The sequence below is a fragment of the Thalassospira sp. CA1 genome, assembly GCF_059052855.1.
Window position 1 is genome coordinate 704,036 of record NZ_JBZCIA010000001.1, and the last position, 15,616, is coordinate 719,651.

Here is a 15,616-nt window from a genome sequence, read left to right on the forward strand (position 1 = left end):
GAATGCGCGCGGGGTGCCAGCTATCAGTCGAAGATTAATGTGGGACTAGCCTTCGACTGCTTCTTCAAGGGTGCGCATTCCCGGGCGCTTTGCCTGCACCAGAACGGCCATGTTGCCGGGTTTGTGTTCGTTGCGCATCATCTTCATGTGGGCGCGCGGAATGTCTTCCCAGCTGAACACTTCAGACATGCTGGGATCCAGACGGCGTTCGATCACGAGCTTGTTGGCCTGTGCCGCCTGTTTCAGGTTGGCGAAGTGGCTGCCCTGAATACGTTTCTGGCGCATCCAGACAAAGCGCGCATCAAATGTCAGATTAAAGCCGGTGGTCCCGGCACAGAACACAACCATGCCGCCGCGTTTTACAACGTTGCACGATACCGGGAAGGTCTGTTCGCCCGGATGTTCAAAGACGATGTCGACGTCATTGCCCTTGCCGGTGATGTCCCAGATCGCCTTGCCGAATTTGCGGACTTCTTTCATGTAATCGCCAAATTCCGGGCCGTTGACGGTGGGAAGCTGTCCCCAGCAATTGAAATCCTTGCGGTTGATCACGGCCTTGGCGCCCAGTCCCAGCACAAAGTCGCGCTTTGTTTCATCGGAAATGACGCCAATCGCGTTGGCCCCGGCCGTTGTGATCAGCTGAATCGCCATCGAGCCCAAACCACCCGACGCGCCCCAGACCAGAACATTGTGCCCCGGACGCAGGATATGCGGACGATGGCCAAACAGCATGCGATAAGCGGTGGCAAGGGTCAGCGTGTAGCACGCACTTTCTTCCCAGGTCAGATGTTTGGGGCGCGGCATCAATTGCTGTGCCTGAACACAGGTGAACTGGGCGAAGGATCCGTCCGGTGTTTCATAGCCCCAGATACGCTGGGTCGGGGACAGCATCGGATCGCCGCCGTTACATTCTTCGTCGTCGCCGTCATCCTGGTTGCAGTGAATGACCACTTCGTCGCCGACTTTCCAACGGGTGACTCTCGATCCAACCGCCCAGACGATGCCCGATGCATCCGATCCGGCAATATGGAACGGGCAATCATGGACATTGAAGACCGAGATCGGTTTGCCAAGGGATGCCCAGACACCGTTATAGTTCACCCCGGCCGCCATCACGAGAACAAGCACTTCGTGGCTGTCGGGTTGGGTCACTGGCAGAACTTCGCACTGCATGGCCGTATCGGGTTCGCCGTGGCGTTCTTCGCGAATCGCCCATGCATACATATTCTTTGGCACATGGCCCAATGGCGGGATTTCGCCAATTTCATAAAGATCTTTTTCTTCCTGACCGCCACGGAAAGGCAGCACTTCAGCAGACGTATTCATGGCCTTCACTCCTTGTTCGGGGTCGATCCGGTTTGCAGGGTAATTAAATTACCAATGCTGCGTTGCGGTCGACGGATCCTCCAAGCCACGGAATTTATTTTATTTTCCCCGGGCATCTCCCGGTTTCCTGCGGAATTTCAGCAAGGATAACCTGGGCGATATTTGTTTTCGCTTTTATCGCGTTGCACAAATTGTTATATAATTACCCAAGTGATGTCTAGTAGATAATTTAATAACGTTCAGGCGTAATTATCGTAAAGACATTGAGTAATAAAAATACAAGAGGTCGCGATGTCGATGGAAAACAAGCGCAACGCAGCAAAGCCGGAACGCGATCGCCCGTGGCTGATCCGGACCTATGCCGGGCATAGCTCCGCACAGGCATCGAATGCGCTATATCGTCAGAACCTGGCAAAGGGGCAGACCGGGCTTTCGGTGGCCTTCGATCTGCCGACCCAGACCGGGTATGATTCTGACCATGTTCTGGCGCGCGGCGAAGTCGGAAAGGTTGGCGTGCCGGTTTCCCATCTGGCTGACATGATGACGTTGTTTGACGGGATCCCGCTTGATCAGATGAACACGTCGATGACGATCAACGCGCCAGCCGCGTGGCTTTTGTCGCTTTATATTGCGGTGGCCGAAAAGCAGGGCACCGCGCGCGCCAGCCTGCAGGGCACGACCCAGAACGACATCATCAAGGAATATTTGTCACGCGGGACCTATATCTTCCCGCCGGCACCCAGCCTTAAGCTGATTACCGATGTCGCGGCCTTTACCTATCGCGAGGTTCCGAAATGGAACCCGATGAATGTGTGCTCCTATCATTTGCAGGAAGCCGGGGCGACGGCCGAACAGGAGCTGGCCTATGCGCTGGCAACCGCGATTGCGGTTCTGGATGCAGTGCGCGATTCGGGGCAGGTGCCCGAAGAAGACTTTGCCAAGGTGGTTGGGCGTATCTCGTTCTTTGTGAATGCCGGGATTCGCTTTGTTACCGAGATCTGCAAGATGCGGGCATTCTGCGAACTTTGGGATGAAATCACCCGCGACCGTTACGGCATCGAAGACGCCAAATACCGCCGGTTCCGCTATGGGGTTCAGGTCAACTCGTTGGGCCTGACCGAACAGCAGCCGGAAAATAACGTCTATCGTATTCTGATCGAGATGCTGGCGGTGGTTCTGTCAAAGAATGCCCGGGCGCGCGCCGTGCAGTTGCCCGCCTGGAACGAGGCCCTTGGCCTGCCGCGTCCGTGGGATCAGCAATGGTCGCTGCGCCTGCAACAGATCATGGCCTATGAAACCGATCTTCTGGAATATGAAGACCTGTTTGATGGCAACCCGGCGATTGAACGCAAGGTCGGCGCGCTTAAGGAAGGCGCGCGGGCAGAACTTGCAAAGATTGATGAGATGGGCGGGGCGATTGCCGCAGTTGATCGCGGCTATATGAAACAGGAACTGGTGCGGTCCAACGCGCTGCGTCTGGCCGATATTGAAAGCGGTGTTACCAAGGTGATTGGTGTGAATGCCTTTACCGAAACCGAACCATCACCGCTGACATCGGGGGAGAAATCGATCCTGACCGTGGATGACATGGCCGAACAGGATCAGATCGAAAAACTTAAAGCCTGGCGGTCGAAGCGCGATCAGGCCGAAGTCGATGCAACTCTGGCCGATTTGAAGTCAGCCGCCAGCGAAGGCCGCAATATCATGGAGAGTTCCATTGCCTGTGCTCATGCCGGGGTCACCACCGGCGAGTGGTCGGAAACCCTGCGCGACGTGTTTGGCGAATACCGTGCCCCGACCGGGATTACATCGATGATCGTGACCGGGGATGCCGAAAACCTTCAGGATTTGCGCAAACGCGTTGATGAGGTTTCCGACAAGCTTGGCGAACGCATGAAGATGCTGGTCGGCAAACCGGGTCTGGATGGTCATTCCAACGGGGCCGAACAGATTGCGGTCAAGGCGGGCGAAGCCGGGATTGAAGTGCTGTATGAAGGCATACGCTGGACGCCAGAGGAACTGGTGCGAAACGCGATTGAAGACGGCGCGCATGTCATCGGTCTTTCGATCCTGTCCGGGTCGCATGTGCCGCTGGTGCGTGAAGTGGTCAACGGGCTGCGTGCCCAAGGGGCTGGTCATATCCCGGTCGTTGTCGGCGGGATTATCCCGGAATCTGATATGCTGGTGCTGCGCCAGATGGGCGTTTCGGCGGTCTATACCCCCAAGGATTATCAGTTGGTCAAGGTGATTTCCGAGATTGTTGATCTTGTGGATCGCAAGTCATCTGACAAAACAGCCGTTTCATCAAATGGGGCCGGCGACGCACATGGGGATGCAGCGCTTTATTAACGTCCATGTCGGAACGCCCATCTAATAAAAAACCGGTCGGACCCAACAACGGGTGCGACCGGTTTGTTTTGGGATGTGCCCGGATCAGGACTTGGCTGAGACAGTTTCCTGTTCGGTGCCATGCCGCTCGTTGACCCAGCTTTCGAAGGTCGAAGCGGGCAATGGCTTGGAGAAGAGGAAGCCCTGGATAAAGTCGCAGCCCTTTTCCTGCAGATAGACAAGCTGTTCGACTTCTTCCACGCCCTCGGCAACGACTTCGAGATTGAGGCTGTGGCCCAGGCCGATGACCGCATCGACGATGGCCTTGTCATCGACATCGACATGAATGTCGTTCACGAATGAACGGTCGATCTTGATTGAGGTCACCGGGAACCGTTTGAGATAGTTCAGCGACGAATAGCCGGTGCCAAAATCATCAATCGCGATCAGAACACCAAGTTCCTTGAGTTCCTTTAGCGTCGAGACGGCCTTTTCCGGGTTGTTCATCAGAATGGATTCGGTGATTTCAAGTTCCAGCGTGCCATGCGGCAGGGCGGTTTCCTTGACGATCTTGGTCACACTATCAACCAGTTCGGCATCCTGGAACTGTGCCGGGGACAGGTTGACCGCAATGCGAAGATCGGAAAGTGATGAGTCGCGCCAGATACGTGTCTGACGGCAGGCCTTTTCAAGAACCCATGCACCCAGACGGTTGATCAGGCCGCATTCCTCGGCAACGGAAATGAATTCGCCCGGCAGGATCAGGCCGCGTTCCGGGTGATGCCAGCGCACAAGCGCCTCGGCACCGACGACGCGTTCGGTGCGGCAGTCGATTTTCGGCTGATAGTAAAGTTCGAGTTGATCGTGTTCGAGCGCGTTGCGCAGATCTTCCTCGATGGTTTTGCGTTCCTTGACCCGTTCATGCATCGACGGCAGGAAGAAGCGGTAATTGTTGCGCCCTTCGGCCTTGGCAGCATACATCGCCATGTCGGCGTTCTTGACCAGCTGTTCGGGGTTTTCGCCGTCTTCCGGGAAAAGCGTAATGCCGACACTGGCCGTCGAATGCAGGCGGATGCCGCGGCAATCAAACGGCTGGCACAGTTCGTCGATGATGCGTTGGGCAAGGGCAATAGTGTCTTCGATGTTCTGGACATCGGTCTGGATGATGGCGAATTCATCCCCGCCAAGGCGGGCGGCGGTATCCGAATCCCGGATGATGCGCGACAGGCGCTGACCCATTTCCTGGATCATCAGATCGCCAACATCGTGGCCGAAGTGGTCGTTGATGTCCTTGAACCGGTCAAGGTCGACAAACAGAACCGTCACGCCGCGCTGGAAACGACGGGCAGACAGCAGCGCCTGACGCAGACGGTCAAGGAACAGGGTGCGGTTCGGCAGGCTGGTCAGAACGTCATGGACCGCAAGGTGACGCATGCGGGCTTCGGTTTGTTTACGTTCGGTAATATCGGTGTAGGTCGCAACATAACCGCCGCCCGGCATCGGGTTGTGATCAACCTGAATGACACGACCATTAGGGCGGGTACGTTCCATGCGATAGGGTTCACGGCGACGGGCAATCGCAACGCGGTCGGAAATCAGCGCCTGAATGCTGACATCGCCATATTCACCGCGTTCACCGTTATAGCGCAGGATGTCGGAAAGCGGGGTGCCTTCCTTCACCAGATCACGCGGCAGGTTGAGCAATTCGATATAGCGTTCGTTCCAGACCATCAGGTTCAGGTCCTGATCGAACAGACAGATGCCCTGGCCGATATTGTGAAGGGTTGCTTCCAGCAGGGCCTGTTTGCGCTGGGCTTCTTCCTGCGCCTGACCCTGAAGGGCGACCATTTCATTATATTCGCGGATCAGAAGCCCGAGTTCGTCCGAGCTGTTCCATTCCACCGGGCGGCGCAGTCGGCCGTGCTTGGTCATTCGGATGGAGTGCAGCAGTCGGTTAAGCGGTTCCTTGATCGAGCGTTTGTTGGCGATCAGAAGGCTTGCGGCCACGACCGAGATCAAAAGCCCGAACAGGATCATGTCGATCGCAATACGGCGGAACAGCAAATCCTGAACGCGTGCGTCGGTGAAGTAAATCACCAGTTCGCCAACGTCATGGCGGACGTTGTTGCGTTCGAAATAGACACGGCGCGAAAGGCGAAGCGTGTCGGCCAATTCGGATTGCGATACGCCGGTATGGGCAAATTCGGTGCCGTCTGCGCCCAGTGCCTGCACGGCAACAATGTCGCGATCGCGCGCCATGGCATTGAGTGCAGATTCAATATTGTCGACGTCGAGATACCAGAAAGGTGTGGCCAGAACGCGGGCGTTAATGTCGGCGGTCTGTTCGACCTTGCCATTCAGGTCATCGCGCAGCACCTTGTAGCTGACATAGCCAAAAACGATGAAAAGCGCGAGCGAGAACAGCGAAACAAGCGGCAATGCGATAAACAGCAGCCGACTGCTCAAGGACTTTCGTTGTAAAAACCCGTACGATCCGCGTGACAAGCGTTCTCTCCCTGACACCCACTTTAGGCTAGTCGAATATAATGTACTCGACCTTTGTATGGGTGCCAACACCCCCTTGAATTAGTCTCAAGTCAAACCGCAACTTGATGAAAACGCAAGTTTGATTTCGTTAAACATTCAATTATCTGACACAAGCCAGCAAAGCTATTTATCTTGTAGCGAAGTCCCTCAGCTTCAAGCATTTTTCCCGATAACCGCGAAAAATTCGTTATCGCGGCACAGCTTGTCGGGCCAATTCGTCGCATCTTTCGTTTTCCGGGTGACCGGCATGACCCTTTACCCAGTGCCACTCGACCTTATGTGGTTCAAGGGCTTGGAGCAAACGTTGCCATAATTCCACATTCTTGACCGGCTTTTTATCGGCGGTTTTCCAGCCACGTTTCTGCCAGCCGAAAATCCATTTGGTAATACCGTCGCGCACATAGCTGCTGTCGGTGTAGATATCGATGACGCAGGGACGTTTCAGGGCTTCCAGCGCACTGATGGCCGCCATCATTTCCATACGATTGTTGGTGGTTTCCGGATCGCCGCCCGACATTTCCTTTTCGACACCCTTGAAGCGCAAAATAGCGCCCCAGCCACCGGGGCCGGGATTGCCGCTGCACGCGCCGTCCGTGTAAATCTCGACGCGGTTATCGTCACCGTTACTTGAAGTCATATTGTCGTGTTCCCCGCCTTTGTGCCTAATCCAGGCCATAGGCTGTTGCGTTTTCCACACGTTGGTGGAACCGCAATTTGTTGATGTATTCGCGCGGGTTCTTCGGGGTGACCAGCGCATCCTTGGGTGTATTCACCCAGTCATACAGCCGTGTCAGAAGGAACCGAAGACTTGCGCCGCGCGCCAGAATGGGCAGGGCGGCCTTTTCGACGTCCGAAAGTGGACGGACCTTGCTGTAATGCGACAGAAGGTTTTTGGCCTTGGTCACATTGAAGCTGTTATCGGGTTCAAAGCACCAGGCATTCATGCAAATTGCAACGTCATAGCAAAACAGGTCATTGCACGCGAAATAGAAGTCAATCAGCCCGGAAACGGCTTCCTTGTTCGGAAAGAAGAAGACGTTATCGGGGAACAGATCCGCGTGAATGACCCCCTTGGGCAAGGCATGCGGCCAGTTTTCTTCAAGAAATGCGAGCTCTTCGCCAATCATCTTGCCAAGGCCGGGTTCGACATCGTCGGCATGTTCCGCGCAGCTGTCGAAAAGCGAACGCCATCCTTTGATGCTCAGCGCATTGGGCAGGTGCATTTCGAAGTCCTGACCGGCTGAGTGCAATTCGGCCAGTGCGGCGCCGACCCCGGCACAGTGATGGGGTTGAATACGCCTGGGCGACATGCCTTGCAGGAAGGACGTGATGGCGGCCGGGCGACCACAAAGGCGTCGCAGGGCAACACCGTCCTTGCCGTGGATCGGGGTCGGGCAATTCAGTCCCTTGGCCGACAAGTGATCCATCAGGCCAAGATAGAAGGGCAAATCATCTGGATTTACCCGCTTCTCATACAGGGTCAGGATATAAGGCGCCTTGGTCGTCTGAAGCAGGAAATTGGTATTTTCGACGCCTTCTGCGATCCCCTTGAACGATACCACGTCACCGATATCGTATTCGGCCACAAAGCGGGAAATATCTTCGTCTGAAACGTCGGTATAGACGGCCATGAGTTCTATCGTCGTCCTGATCTGAAAGTAAGCATGTCCGCAGACCTAGCTGGCAAGCTGACGCGGCAGTTTGAAGGTGACATTTTCGTTGGTCAGCGTGATTGTCTCGACCGTCACGTCAAAGCGTTCGCGGCAGGCATCAATGACTTCCTCGACCAGGATTTCAGGCGCGGACGCACCCGCAGTGATGCCAAGGCTTGAAATACCGTCAAGCTTGGACCAGTCGATATCCTTTGCCCGTTCGACCAGAACCGACCGTGTGCAGCCTTCGCGTTTGGCGACTTCGACCAGACGGTTGGAGTTCGATGAGTTCGGCGCGCCAAGGACCAGAATGGCATCGGCCTTTTCCGCGATCAGTTTGACCGCATGCTGGCGGTTGGTCGTGGCGTAGCAGATGTCTTCCTTTTTCGGCACCGCGATTGACGGGAAACGCCGTTGCAGGATTTCAATGATCTTGGCGGTGTCATCAAGTGACAAGGTCGTCTGGGTTACGAAGGCCAGATTTTCCGGATCGCTGATTTCGATGGTTTCGGCGTCTTCTTCGGTCTCGACCAGGGTCATGCTGCCGGGGGGTAACTGGCCCATCGTGCCGATGACTTCGGGATGACCGGCATGACCAATCAGAAGAATATGTTTGCCATCGGCGTGATGACGTTCCGCCCCGCGATGGACCTTGGAGACCAGCGGGCAGGTCGCATCAAGATATTCAAGTTTGCGGGTTTCGGCCGCCTCGGGCACGGATTTCGGGACACCATGGGCCGAAAAGATCACTGGCACGCCATCGGGAACGGCATCAAGTTCGTCAACGAAAACGGCACCCATATCGCGTAGGCGATTGACCACGAATTTGTTATGCACGATTTCGTGGCGGACATAGACAGGTGCACCATATTTTTCGAGTGCCTTTTCGACGATCTCGATGGCGCGATCAACCCCCGCGCAGAAACCGCGCGGATTGGCAAGAACGATCCGAAGGCTGGCTTTGTCAGACATGATACAGGTCCGGCTTTCCCAATTGCGTGCGGGCGTTGCCGACGCATTTTTCAAACATTGACGTTACATAACCTGCCTGATCATGCGGTGCAATGACTCTGGGGTAAATGGTCGGTGCGGGTTGGCCGAATTTTTGACGTTTTACACGGCCCAAGGCCGTTCAAGCGGGTTGTGCCGACATCCGCGACAGAATAGACTGCGCGCGGGCCGGTCGTCGCGACGTGGCCCGAAAACATTTGGTTTGATAGAGGCTTGGATGACAATCGGTAACGGACTTCGGCGCGTTTATGCATTGGGTATGGTCTCGCTTGGTGGATTGCTAAGCGCATGCGGCGGTGGCAACCCGTTTGAAGAACAGCCGGTCCCGGTTTGTCCGGCGGCCTATCTGCCAAAGGATACGGCAAAGCTTGTCCAGTTCAGTGGTGCAGGCCGTGACCTGACCGATGTGATCGTCGAAGCCGAATTTACCGGCTACCTTGGTGATTGCGGCTATGACCTTGATGACAAGGAACTTGATGTCATCATCAGCCCGATCATTACCGCCGAGCTTGGACCGGCAGCCCAGAACCGTAACGTTCAATTTAAATATTTCGTCGCCCTGCGTGACCCGAACGGCACCTTCATTCAGAAGTCGGTGTTTGACGTGAATATGGCGTTTGCCGACAATCTGAACATGGCACGCATCCGTGACGAGCAGGTGACCCTGTCGGTGCCGTTGGACGATGTCTGGACCGGTCCGGATTACGAAATCTATCTTGGTTTTCAGCTGAGCGCGGACCAACTTGAGTATAATCGCCGGTTCGGAACCGATTGATTTTATTCGGGTTTGTTTGCTTGAGACGCGGCAGACCGATCGTGCCCGAAAAATAGGGGCTGGTCGGTTTGCGCGGAAACCCGTATAACAGAAACATACCCAAATGATGCACGTGGGAGAGGCCGCAGTCCTTATCGGATGAGCGGACGCCGAAGGAGCAACCACCCCGGAAACTCTCAGGCAACAGGACCGCGTGGAGATGGGACTCTGGAAAGCAGGTGACCTGAATTTGTGATCAGGAACACCTCGCCGAAGATGTAAGCAGACCGGCTTCCTACCCCGGATGTGATTCTTTCAGGCTCCAAAGACAGAGGGGGAATGTGGTTGGCCACTGGTCGGCTATATTTCGCAACGATTGTCCTGGAGAACCTGATGGCGGATCAAGAATCCGAACTTCTAAAAACTGCCCTTTATGATTTGCATGTGGAACTCGGTGCCAAAATGGTGCCGTTCGCTGGCTATGCCATGCCTGTGCAATATCCGCTTGGTGTGAAGGGCGAACATCTTCATACCCGTGCGAAGGCAGGCCTGTTTGATGTGTCCCATATGGGGCAGGTGCGTTTGACCGGCGAGAACCGCGTGGCGGAGCTTGAAAAACTTGTGCCCGGTGATATCGCCATCCTTAAACCCGGTCGCACCCGCTATTCCGCATTTACCCAGGACGATGGCACGATCCTTGATGATCTGATGATTACCAATGCGGGCGACAGCCTGTTTCTGGTGATCAATGCGGCCTGCAAGGACGATGACATCGTTCACATGCGTGCCAATCTTGGCGATGGTGTATCGCTTGAAGAAATCGATGACCGTGCGCTTCTGGCACTTCAGGGCCCGGAAGCGGCCAAGGTTCTGGCACGCTTTGCGCCATCGGTTGCCGATCTGAAATTTATGAGCTTTGCCGAAATCGACATCGCTGGCAGTCCGTGCTTTGTGACCCGTTCGGGTTACACCGGCGAAGACGGCTTTGAGATTTCCGTACCCAACGCCGATGCCGAGGCGCTTGCACGCAAGTTGCTCGCCGAGGATGAGGTCGAGGCGATCGGCCTTGGTGCACGTGACTCATTGCGCCTCGAAGCGGGTCTTTGCCTGTATGGTAACGACATTGATACCACCACGACCCCGGTTGAAGGGGATCTGAACTGGATCATCAACAAACGTCGCCGGGCCGAGGGTGGCTTCAAGGGGGCGGATGTGATCCTTGATCAGCTTGAACACGGTGCGGATCGCAAACGTGTCGGCATCAAGCCCGAAGGCAAGGCACCGGCACGCGAACACACCCAGATTTTGAACGCGGATGGCGAAGACATCGGCGAGATCACCTCGGGCGGGTTTGGCCCGACCGTCGATGGTCCGATTGCCATGGGGTATGTTGCAATTGAATTTGCCGAACCGGGTACCAAGGTCGATCTTATGGTGCGTGGCAAGGCGCGCCCGGCCGAGGTGGTCGAACTTCCGTTCGCGCCGCATCGTTATTTCCGCGGTTGAGAACCAGAATTTATCATAGAGAGAGCGGCGCTACGCTGCATTGGCACTGAATTGATCAACAGGGACAATGGAAGATGACTAAGAAATTTTCGCAGGAACATGAATGGATCGAGCTTGAAGACGGTGTGGCAACCGTTGGCATTACCGATTACGCGCAGCAGTCGCTGGGCGATATCGTCTATGTCGAGCTGCCGGAAGTTGGCAAGAAACTGACCAAGGATGGCGACGCCGCAGTTGTTGAATCGGTCAAGGCCGCCAGCGACGTTTACGCCCCGCTGGATGGCGAAATTGTCGAGGTCAATGAAGAGCTCGATGACAATCCTGCACTGGTCAATGAAGCCCCGGAATCCGATGGCTGGTTCTTTAGAATGACACTGACCGATGAATCCCAGCTTGATGAGCTGATGGATGAAGCTGCCTACAAAGACTTCGTCGAAGGCCTTTAAAACATGCGTTATCTCCCACTGACACGCGCTGATCGTGCTGCGATGCTTGATACCATCGGGGCATCATCGGTTGATGAACTTTACTGTGATGTGCCGGACGGCGCGTTGCTTGATGCACCTGTTGATTTGCCATCCCACCTTGGCGAAATGCAGGTCGAACGCGATATGATGGCCTTGGCCGCCAAGAATATGGGCGCATCAAGCGTGCCCAGTTTCCTGGGTGCGGGTGCCTATCGCCACCATGTCCCGGCGACGGTTGATTACGTGATCCAGCGCGGTGAATTCCTGACCGCCTATACCCCGTATCAGCCGGAAATCGCGCAAGGCACGCTGCAATACCTGTTTGAATTCCAGACCCAGGTTGCCTCGATCACCGGGATGGATGTTGCCAACGCGTCGATGTGGGATGGTGCGACATCCTGTGCCGAAGCGGTTCTGATGGCCTGCCGCGCGACCCGTCGCAAAAAGGCGGTGCTTTCGGGTGGTCTGCATCCGCATTACCGCGAAGTGACCGAAACCTATTGCCAGTATAGCGACACCGAAGTCGCCGGGCGCGACGGGCATCCGGAACATCAGGCAACTGCCGAAGAACTCAACGATCTGATTGATGATCAGACGGCATGTGTTGTGGTGCAGTACCCGGACGTGTTTGGCCGCATTCAGGATCACACCCAACTGGCTGATCTTTGCCATGCCAAGGGTGCGCTTCTGGTGGTGGTCTTTACCGAGGCGGTGGCGTTTGGCGCGGTGAAATCACCGGGCAGCTTTGGCGCAGACATCGTTTGCGGCGAAGGCCAGTCGATCGGTAATGCGCTGAACTATGGTGGGCCGTATGTCGGGCTGTTTGCCACCACGCAAAAGCTCGTGCGTCAGATGCCGGGCCGCTTGTGCGGTGAAACGGTCGATCAAGACGGCAAGCGTGGTTTTGTTCTGACGCTTTCGACCCGCGAACAGCATATCCGCCGTGAAAAGGCGACCTCGAACATCTGCACCAACTCGGGCCTGTGTTCGTTGGCCTTTACGGTGCATATGAGCCTGCTGGGTGAAGACGGTTATCGCCGTCTGGCGACATTGAACCATGAAAATGCCTGCAAGGCGGCGGATGCGATTGATGCCGTTGATGGGGCGTCTGTGGTCAATGACAGCTTCTTTAACGAATTCACCGTCAAGCTCTCCAAGCCGGCCGCCGAAGTGGTTGAAGCACTGGTTGCCAAGGGCGTCCTTGCTGGTGTGCCGCTGTCGCGCCTGTATCCGAACCGTTCGGATCTGGATAACTACCTGTTGGTTGCGGTCACCGAAACCAACACGGACGAGGATATCGCGGCCCTTGCGTCCGCATTGAAGGAGGCGCTGGCATGACCTTTACAACCCATACCGGCAACCGTGGACTTGTTCTTGAAGAGCAGCTTATTTTCGAGCAGGGCCAGCCCGGCCGAACCGGCGTTGATTTGCCGGAACCCAAGGGCACCAAATCGCGCCTTGGCGGTCTTGACCGTGACAGCGACGTTGGTCTTCCGGGCCTTTCGGAGCCGCAAGTCGTGCGTCACTTCACGCGCCTGTCGCAGAAGAACTATGGCATTGATGCCGGTTTCTTCCCGCTTGGTTCGTGCACGATGAAGCATAACCCGCGCCTGAACGAAAAAGTTGCGCGTTTGCCCGGTCTTGCCGATCTGCATCCGATGCAGCCTGAAAGCACCGTTCAGGGTGCGCTGGAACTGATTGATCAGTGTGCGCATTGGCTTTTGGTTCTGACCGGCATGCCGGCGGTTTCCATGTCCCCGGCAGCGGGCGCTCAGGGCGAGCTTTGCGGCATGATGGCCATTCGCGCCGCCCTTGATGCACGCGGTGAAAACCGTCGTCGCGTTCTGGTGCCGGAATCCGCCCACGGGACCAACCCGGCAACCGCAGCCGCCTGTGGCTTTACAGTTGATTCGATCCCCGCGACCGAAGACGGCCGTGTTGATCTGGCCGCATTCGAAGCCAAGCTTGGCGACGATGTGGCGGGCATCATGCTGACCAACCCGAACACCTGCGGTCTGTTCGAACGTGACGTGCGCAAGATTGCCGATCTGGTGCATGAAGCGGGTGGTTACTTCTATTGCGATGGTGCGAACTTCAACGCCATTGTTGGTCGGGTGCGCCCGGCAGACCTTGGCATTGATGCGATGCATATCAACCTGCACAAGACGTTCTCGACCCCGCATGGCGGCGGTGGACCGGGTTCAGGACCCGTTGTCTTTTCCGAGGCACTGGCACCGTTTGCCCCGATCCCGTATGTCGTGAAAAAGGGTGATGGCTTCCATCTGGTCGAAACCGCAGACGAAGAAGACGGCATGAAGCCGTTTGGCCGTCTGAAAGGCTTCCATGGTCAGATGGGCATGTTCATTCGTGCCCTGACCTATATGAAAAGCCATGGTGCAGATGGCCTGCGTCAGGCATCGGGTGATGCGGTTCTGAATGCCAACTATCTGCTGGCGCGTCTTAAGGACAAGCTCAGTGTCGCCTTCCCGGGCTATTGCATGCATGAAGCCCTGTTTGATGACGGCTTCTTGAAAGATACCGGGGTTTCGACACTGGATCTGGCCAAGGCAATCATCGACGAAGGGTTCCACCCGATGACGATGTATTTCCCGCTGGTGGTTCATGGGGCGTTGCTGATCGAACCGACCGAGACCGAAACCAAGGAGTCGATCGATCAGTTCTGTGATGCGATTCTGTCGCTTGTGGCCAAGGCCGAGTCGGGCGATGCAGAATTCTTCAAGAATGCACCGTACCTTACCCCGCGTAGACGCCTTGATGAAACGGCGGCTGCACGTAAGCCGGTTTTGCGCTGGAAGCCTGAAACAGCTTGATAACCAACGCAACCTGACCTTTTGGTGCACCCCGGTCTTTTGGCCGGGGTGTTCTTTTTCAAAGACTTGGACTTGAAACCCATTGGACTTGTCGCAATCTGCACCCTTATACTTGCCGTAATAGTAATGAACGCCGTCAAAATGGTGCGTTTGGGGATTTAGTGATCGGACGCATGTCCGTTCCGGAGGGTTAAAGTCAGTTATGTCTCGTCGCGTGCAAAAAGTATTCACTGCCGAACGTCGTCTTAAAGAACGCACCGGTGGTGTGGTTGAGGATTGGTCTGACTCCTTTTTTGACCCGACGCTGGAAAGCGGCATGGGGGCAGGGGAACCGATGCAGGCATCCTTGCCAGCAGCGACGAGTGCCCTGGAAACATCCGGTATTACCCAGGCTGTTCTTGATGAAATCAGAGCACTGCGTGGTGAAGTTTCGCAGCTGCGTCAGGCGGTGGCATCCGGTGGTGTTCCGGCCAGTGATGTTGCCACCCCGTTTGCATCAAACGATGCGCCGATGGATGAATTGCCAGAGCCGGTTTCAAGTAACCCAACCCACTCCAATCGCCCGGGGGCGGCAGAGCCCGATCGTGACGATCTGGAACTGATCCGTACCCAGATCGCGGAAATGAACGAGCACATCCACCGGGCCAAGGTTCAGATTGCGTCGCTGCGCCATCCAAAGGCGCAGGATGACCGACTGGTAAGTGCGACCTCGGAACTTGATGCCATCGTCAAGGATACCGAAATGGCGACCCACACCATTCTGGAATCCGCCGAGCAGATTGACGATCTGACGATGACGCTTAAAAACTCGGCGCCGAGCGATTTTGTCGCCGATCACGTCGAGCAGATTGCCTTCATCGTTACCAAGATCTTTGAAGCCTGTAACTTCCAGGACATTACCGGCCAGCGCATCAACAAGGTGGTCAGCACGCTTGAGTTCGTTGAAGAGCGCGTCCACAACATGATCTCGATCTGGGGTGAAGATGCGTTTGCCGAATTGCCGGTTCCTGAGGTCGAGGAAGAATCACGACCCGAGGATGCAGACCTTTTGAATGGTCCGCAGCTCGAAGGGGAAGGCATCAGTCAGGACGATATCGACAAGTTGTTCGAATAATTCGAAAAATGCTTGGTTTTGTGCTGTGATTTAAGGTAGTAGCGTGAGCTATATCTTCTTGATTAGAAGCGCTGGAGGCG

12 protein-coding genes and 2 riboswitches are annotated in these 15,616 nt (G+C 55.8%); of the genes, 7 read left to right on the forward strand and 5 right to left on the reverse strand.

What is annotated here, in order from left to right:
* Positions 1–45: 45 nt before the first annotated feature.
* Positions 46–1,326 carry a crotonyl-CoA carboxylase/reductase gene (gene ccrA / locus AC5Q5A_RS03205; RefSeq protein ID WP_493894315.1) on the reverse strand — a complete coding sequence of 427 codons (1,281 nt, stop codon included), beginning with the start codon at positions 1,324–1,326 and terminating at the stop codon, positions 46–48.
* Positions 1,327–1,617: 291 nt separating this feature from the next.
* Here ccrA and AC5Q5A_RS03210 point away from each other — a divergent pair, with 291 nt between their 5' ends.
* On the forward strand, positions 1,618–3,675 hold the full coding sequence (locus tag AC5Q5A_RS03210; protein ID WP_493894316.1) for a protein meaA: 2,058 nt from the start codon (positions 1,618–1,620) through the stop codon (positions 3,673–3,675).
* 84 nt (positions 3,676–3,759) lie between these two features.
* Here AC5Q5A_RS03210 and AC5Q5A_RS03215 read toward each other — a convergent pair whose 3' ends face one another.
* The 4 genes from AC5Q5A_RS03215 to ispH all read right to left on the reverse strand — a co-directional run bounded on the left by AC5Q5A_RS03215 (position 3,760) and on the right by ispH (position 8,825).
* Positions 3,760–6,120 carry a putative bifunctional diguanylate cyclase/phosphodiesterase gene (locus tag AC5Q5A_RS03215; RefSeq protein WP_490412415.1) on the reverse strand — a complete coding sequence of 787 codons (2,361 nt, stop codon included), beginning with the start codon at positions 6,118–6,120 and terminating at the stop codon, positions 3,760–3,762.
* 268 nt (positions 6,121–6,388) lie between these two features.
* Complete coding sequence (gene rnhA, locus AC5Q5A_RS03220) at positions 6,389–6,838, reverse strand: ribonuclease HI (RefSeq protein WP_008889182.1); 450 nt, start codon at positions 6,836–6,838, stop codon at positions 6,389–6,391.
* A 25-nt stretch (positions 6,839–6,863) separates the two neighbouring features.
* On the reverse strand, positions 6,864–7,832 hold the full coding sequence (locus AC5Q5A_RS03225; RefSeq protein ID WP_008889183.1) for a homoserine kinase: 969 nt from the start codon (positions 7,830–7,832) through the stop codon (positions 6,864–6,866).
* A 45-nt stretch (positions 7,833–7,877) separates the two neighbouring features.
* Entirely contained in the window at positions 7,878–8,825 is a 948-nt protein-coding gene (gene ispH, locus AC5Q5A_RS03230) for a 4-hydroxy-3-methylbut-2-enyl diphosphate reductase (RefSeq protein WP_008889184.1), read from the reverse strand.
* A 256-nt stretch (positions 8,826–9,081) separates the two neighbouring features.
* On the opposite strand from ispH, the gene AC5Q5A_RS03235 reads away from it, so the two are divergent.
* The 6 genes from AC5Q5A_RS03235 to AC5Q5A_RS03260 all read left to right on the forward strand — a co-directional run bounded on the left by AC5Q5A_RS03235 (position 9,082) and on the right by AC5Q5A_RS03260 (position 15,536).
* Positions 9,082–9,639 carry a hypothetical protein gene (locus AC5Q5A_RS03235; protein WP_063088556.1) on the forward strand — a complete coding sequence of 186 codons (558 nt, stop codon included), beginning with the start codon at positions 9,082–9,084 and terminating at the stop codon, positions 9,637–9,639.
* Between the two features lie 103 nt (positions 9,640–9,742).
* A riboswitch (glycine riboswitch) is annotated at positions 9,743–9,841 on the forward strand.
* A gap of 3 nt (positions 9,842–9,844) precedes the next feature.
* Positions 9,845–9,952: riboswitch (glycine riboswitch) on the forward strand.
* A gap of 59 nt (positions 9,953–10,011) precedes the next feature.
* Positions 10,012–11,124, forward strand: a complete 1,113-nt coding sequence (gene gcvT, locus AC5Q5A_RS03240) for a glycine cleavage system aminomethyltransferase GcvT (RefSeq protein WP_493894317.1) — start codon at positions 10,012–10,014, stop codon at positions 11,122–11,124.
* Between the two features lie 74 nt (positions 11,125–11,198).
* Complete coding sequence (gcvH, locus tag AC5Q5A_RS03245) at positions 11,199–11,570, forward strand: glycine cleavage system protein GcvH (RefSeq protein ID WP_008889187.1); 372 nt, start codon at positions 11,199–11,201, stop codon at positions 11,568–11,570.
* A 3-nt stretch (positions 11,571–11,573) separates the two neighbouring features.
* Positions 11,574–12,929 (forward strand): aminomethyl-transferring glycine dehydrogenase subunit GcvPA, encoded by a 1,356-nt coding sequence (gcvPA, locus tag AC5Q5A_RS03250; protein WP_063088557.1) that lies wholly within the window; start codon positions 11,574–11,576, stop codon positions 12,927–12,929.
* Positions 12,926–14,422: an aminomethyl-transferring glycine dehydrogenase subunit GcvPB gene (gene gcvPB / locus AC5Q5A_RS03255; RefSeq protein WP_008889189.1), complete on the forward strand. Its 1,497-nt coding sequence runs from the start codon at positions 12,926–12,928 to the stop codon at positions 14,420–14,422. Before gcvPA ends, gcvPB begins: the two co-directional genes overlap by 4 nt.
* Positions 14,423–14,624: 202 nt before the next feature.
* Positions 14,625–15,536 (forward strand): protein phosphatase CheZ, encoded by a 912-nt coding sequence (locus tag AC5Q5A_RS03260; RefSeq protein WP_493894318.1) that lies wholly within the window; start codon positions 14,625–14,627, stop codon positions 15,534–15,536.
* Positions 15,537–15,616: the final 80 nt, after the last annotated feature.

What these genes read in the sequence shown, in the direction of transcription:
- ccrA (WP_493894315.1), bottom strand. Translation starts at nt 1,326, where the DNA reads ATGAATACGTCTGCTGAAGTGCTGCCTTTCCGTGGCGGTCAGGAAGAA.
- AC5Q5A_RS03210 (WP_493894316.1), top strand. Translation starts at nt 1,618, where the DNA reads ATGTCGATGGAAAACAAGCGCAACGCAGCAAAGCCGGAACGCGATCGC.
- rnhA (WP_008889182.1), bottom strand. Translation starts at nt 6,838, where the DNA reads ATGACTTCAAGTAACGGTGACGATAACCGCGTCGAGATTTACACGGAC.
- AC5Q5A_RS03225 (WP_008889183.1), bottom strand. Translation starts at nt 7,832, where the DNA reads ATGGCCGTCTATACCGACGTTTCAGACGAAGATATTTCCCGCTTTGTG.
- ispH (WP_008889184.1), bottom strand. Translation starts at nt 8,825, where the DNA reads ATGTCTGACAAAGCCAGCCTTCGGATCGTTCTTGCCAATCCGCGCGGT.
- AC5Q5A_RS03235 (WP_063088556.1), top strand. Translation starts at nt 9,082, where the DNA reads ATGACAATCGGTAACGGACTTCGGCGCGTTTATGCATTGGGTATGGTC.
- gcvT (WP_493894317.1), top strand. Translation starts at nt 10,012, where the DNA reads ATGGCGGATCAAGAATCCGAACTTCTAAAAACTGCCCTTTATGATTTG.
- gcvH (WP_008889187.1), top strand. Translation starts at nt 11,199, where the DNA reads ATGACTAAGAAATTTTCGCAGGAACATGAATGGATCGAGCTTGAAGAC.
- gcvPA (WP_063088557.1), top strand. Translation starts at nt 11,574, where the DNA reads ATGCGTTATCTCCCACTGACACGCGCTGATCGTGCTGCGATGCTTGAT.
- gcvPB (WP_008889189.1), top strand. Translation starts at nt 12,926, where the DNA reads ATGACCTTTACAACCCATACCGGCAACCGTGGACTTGTTCTTGAAGAG.
- AC5Q5A_RS03260 (WP_493894318.1), top strand. Translation starts at nt 14,625, where the DNA reads ATGTCTCGTCGCGTGCAAAAAGTATTCACTGCCGAACGTCGTCTTAAA.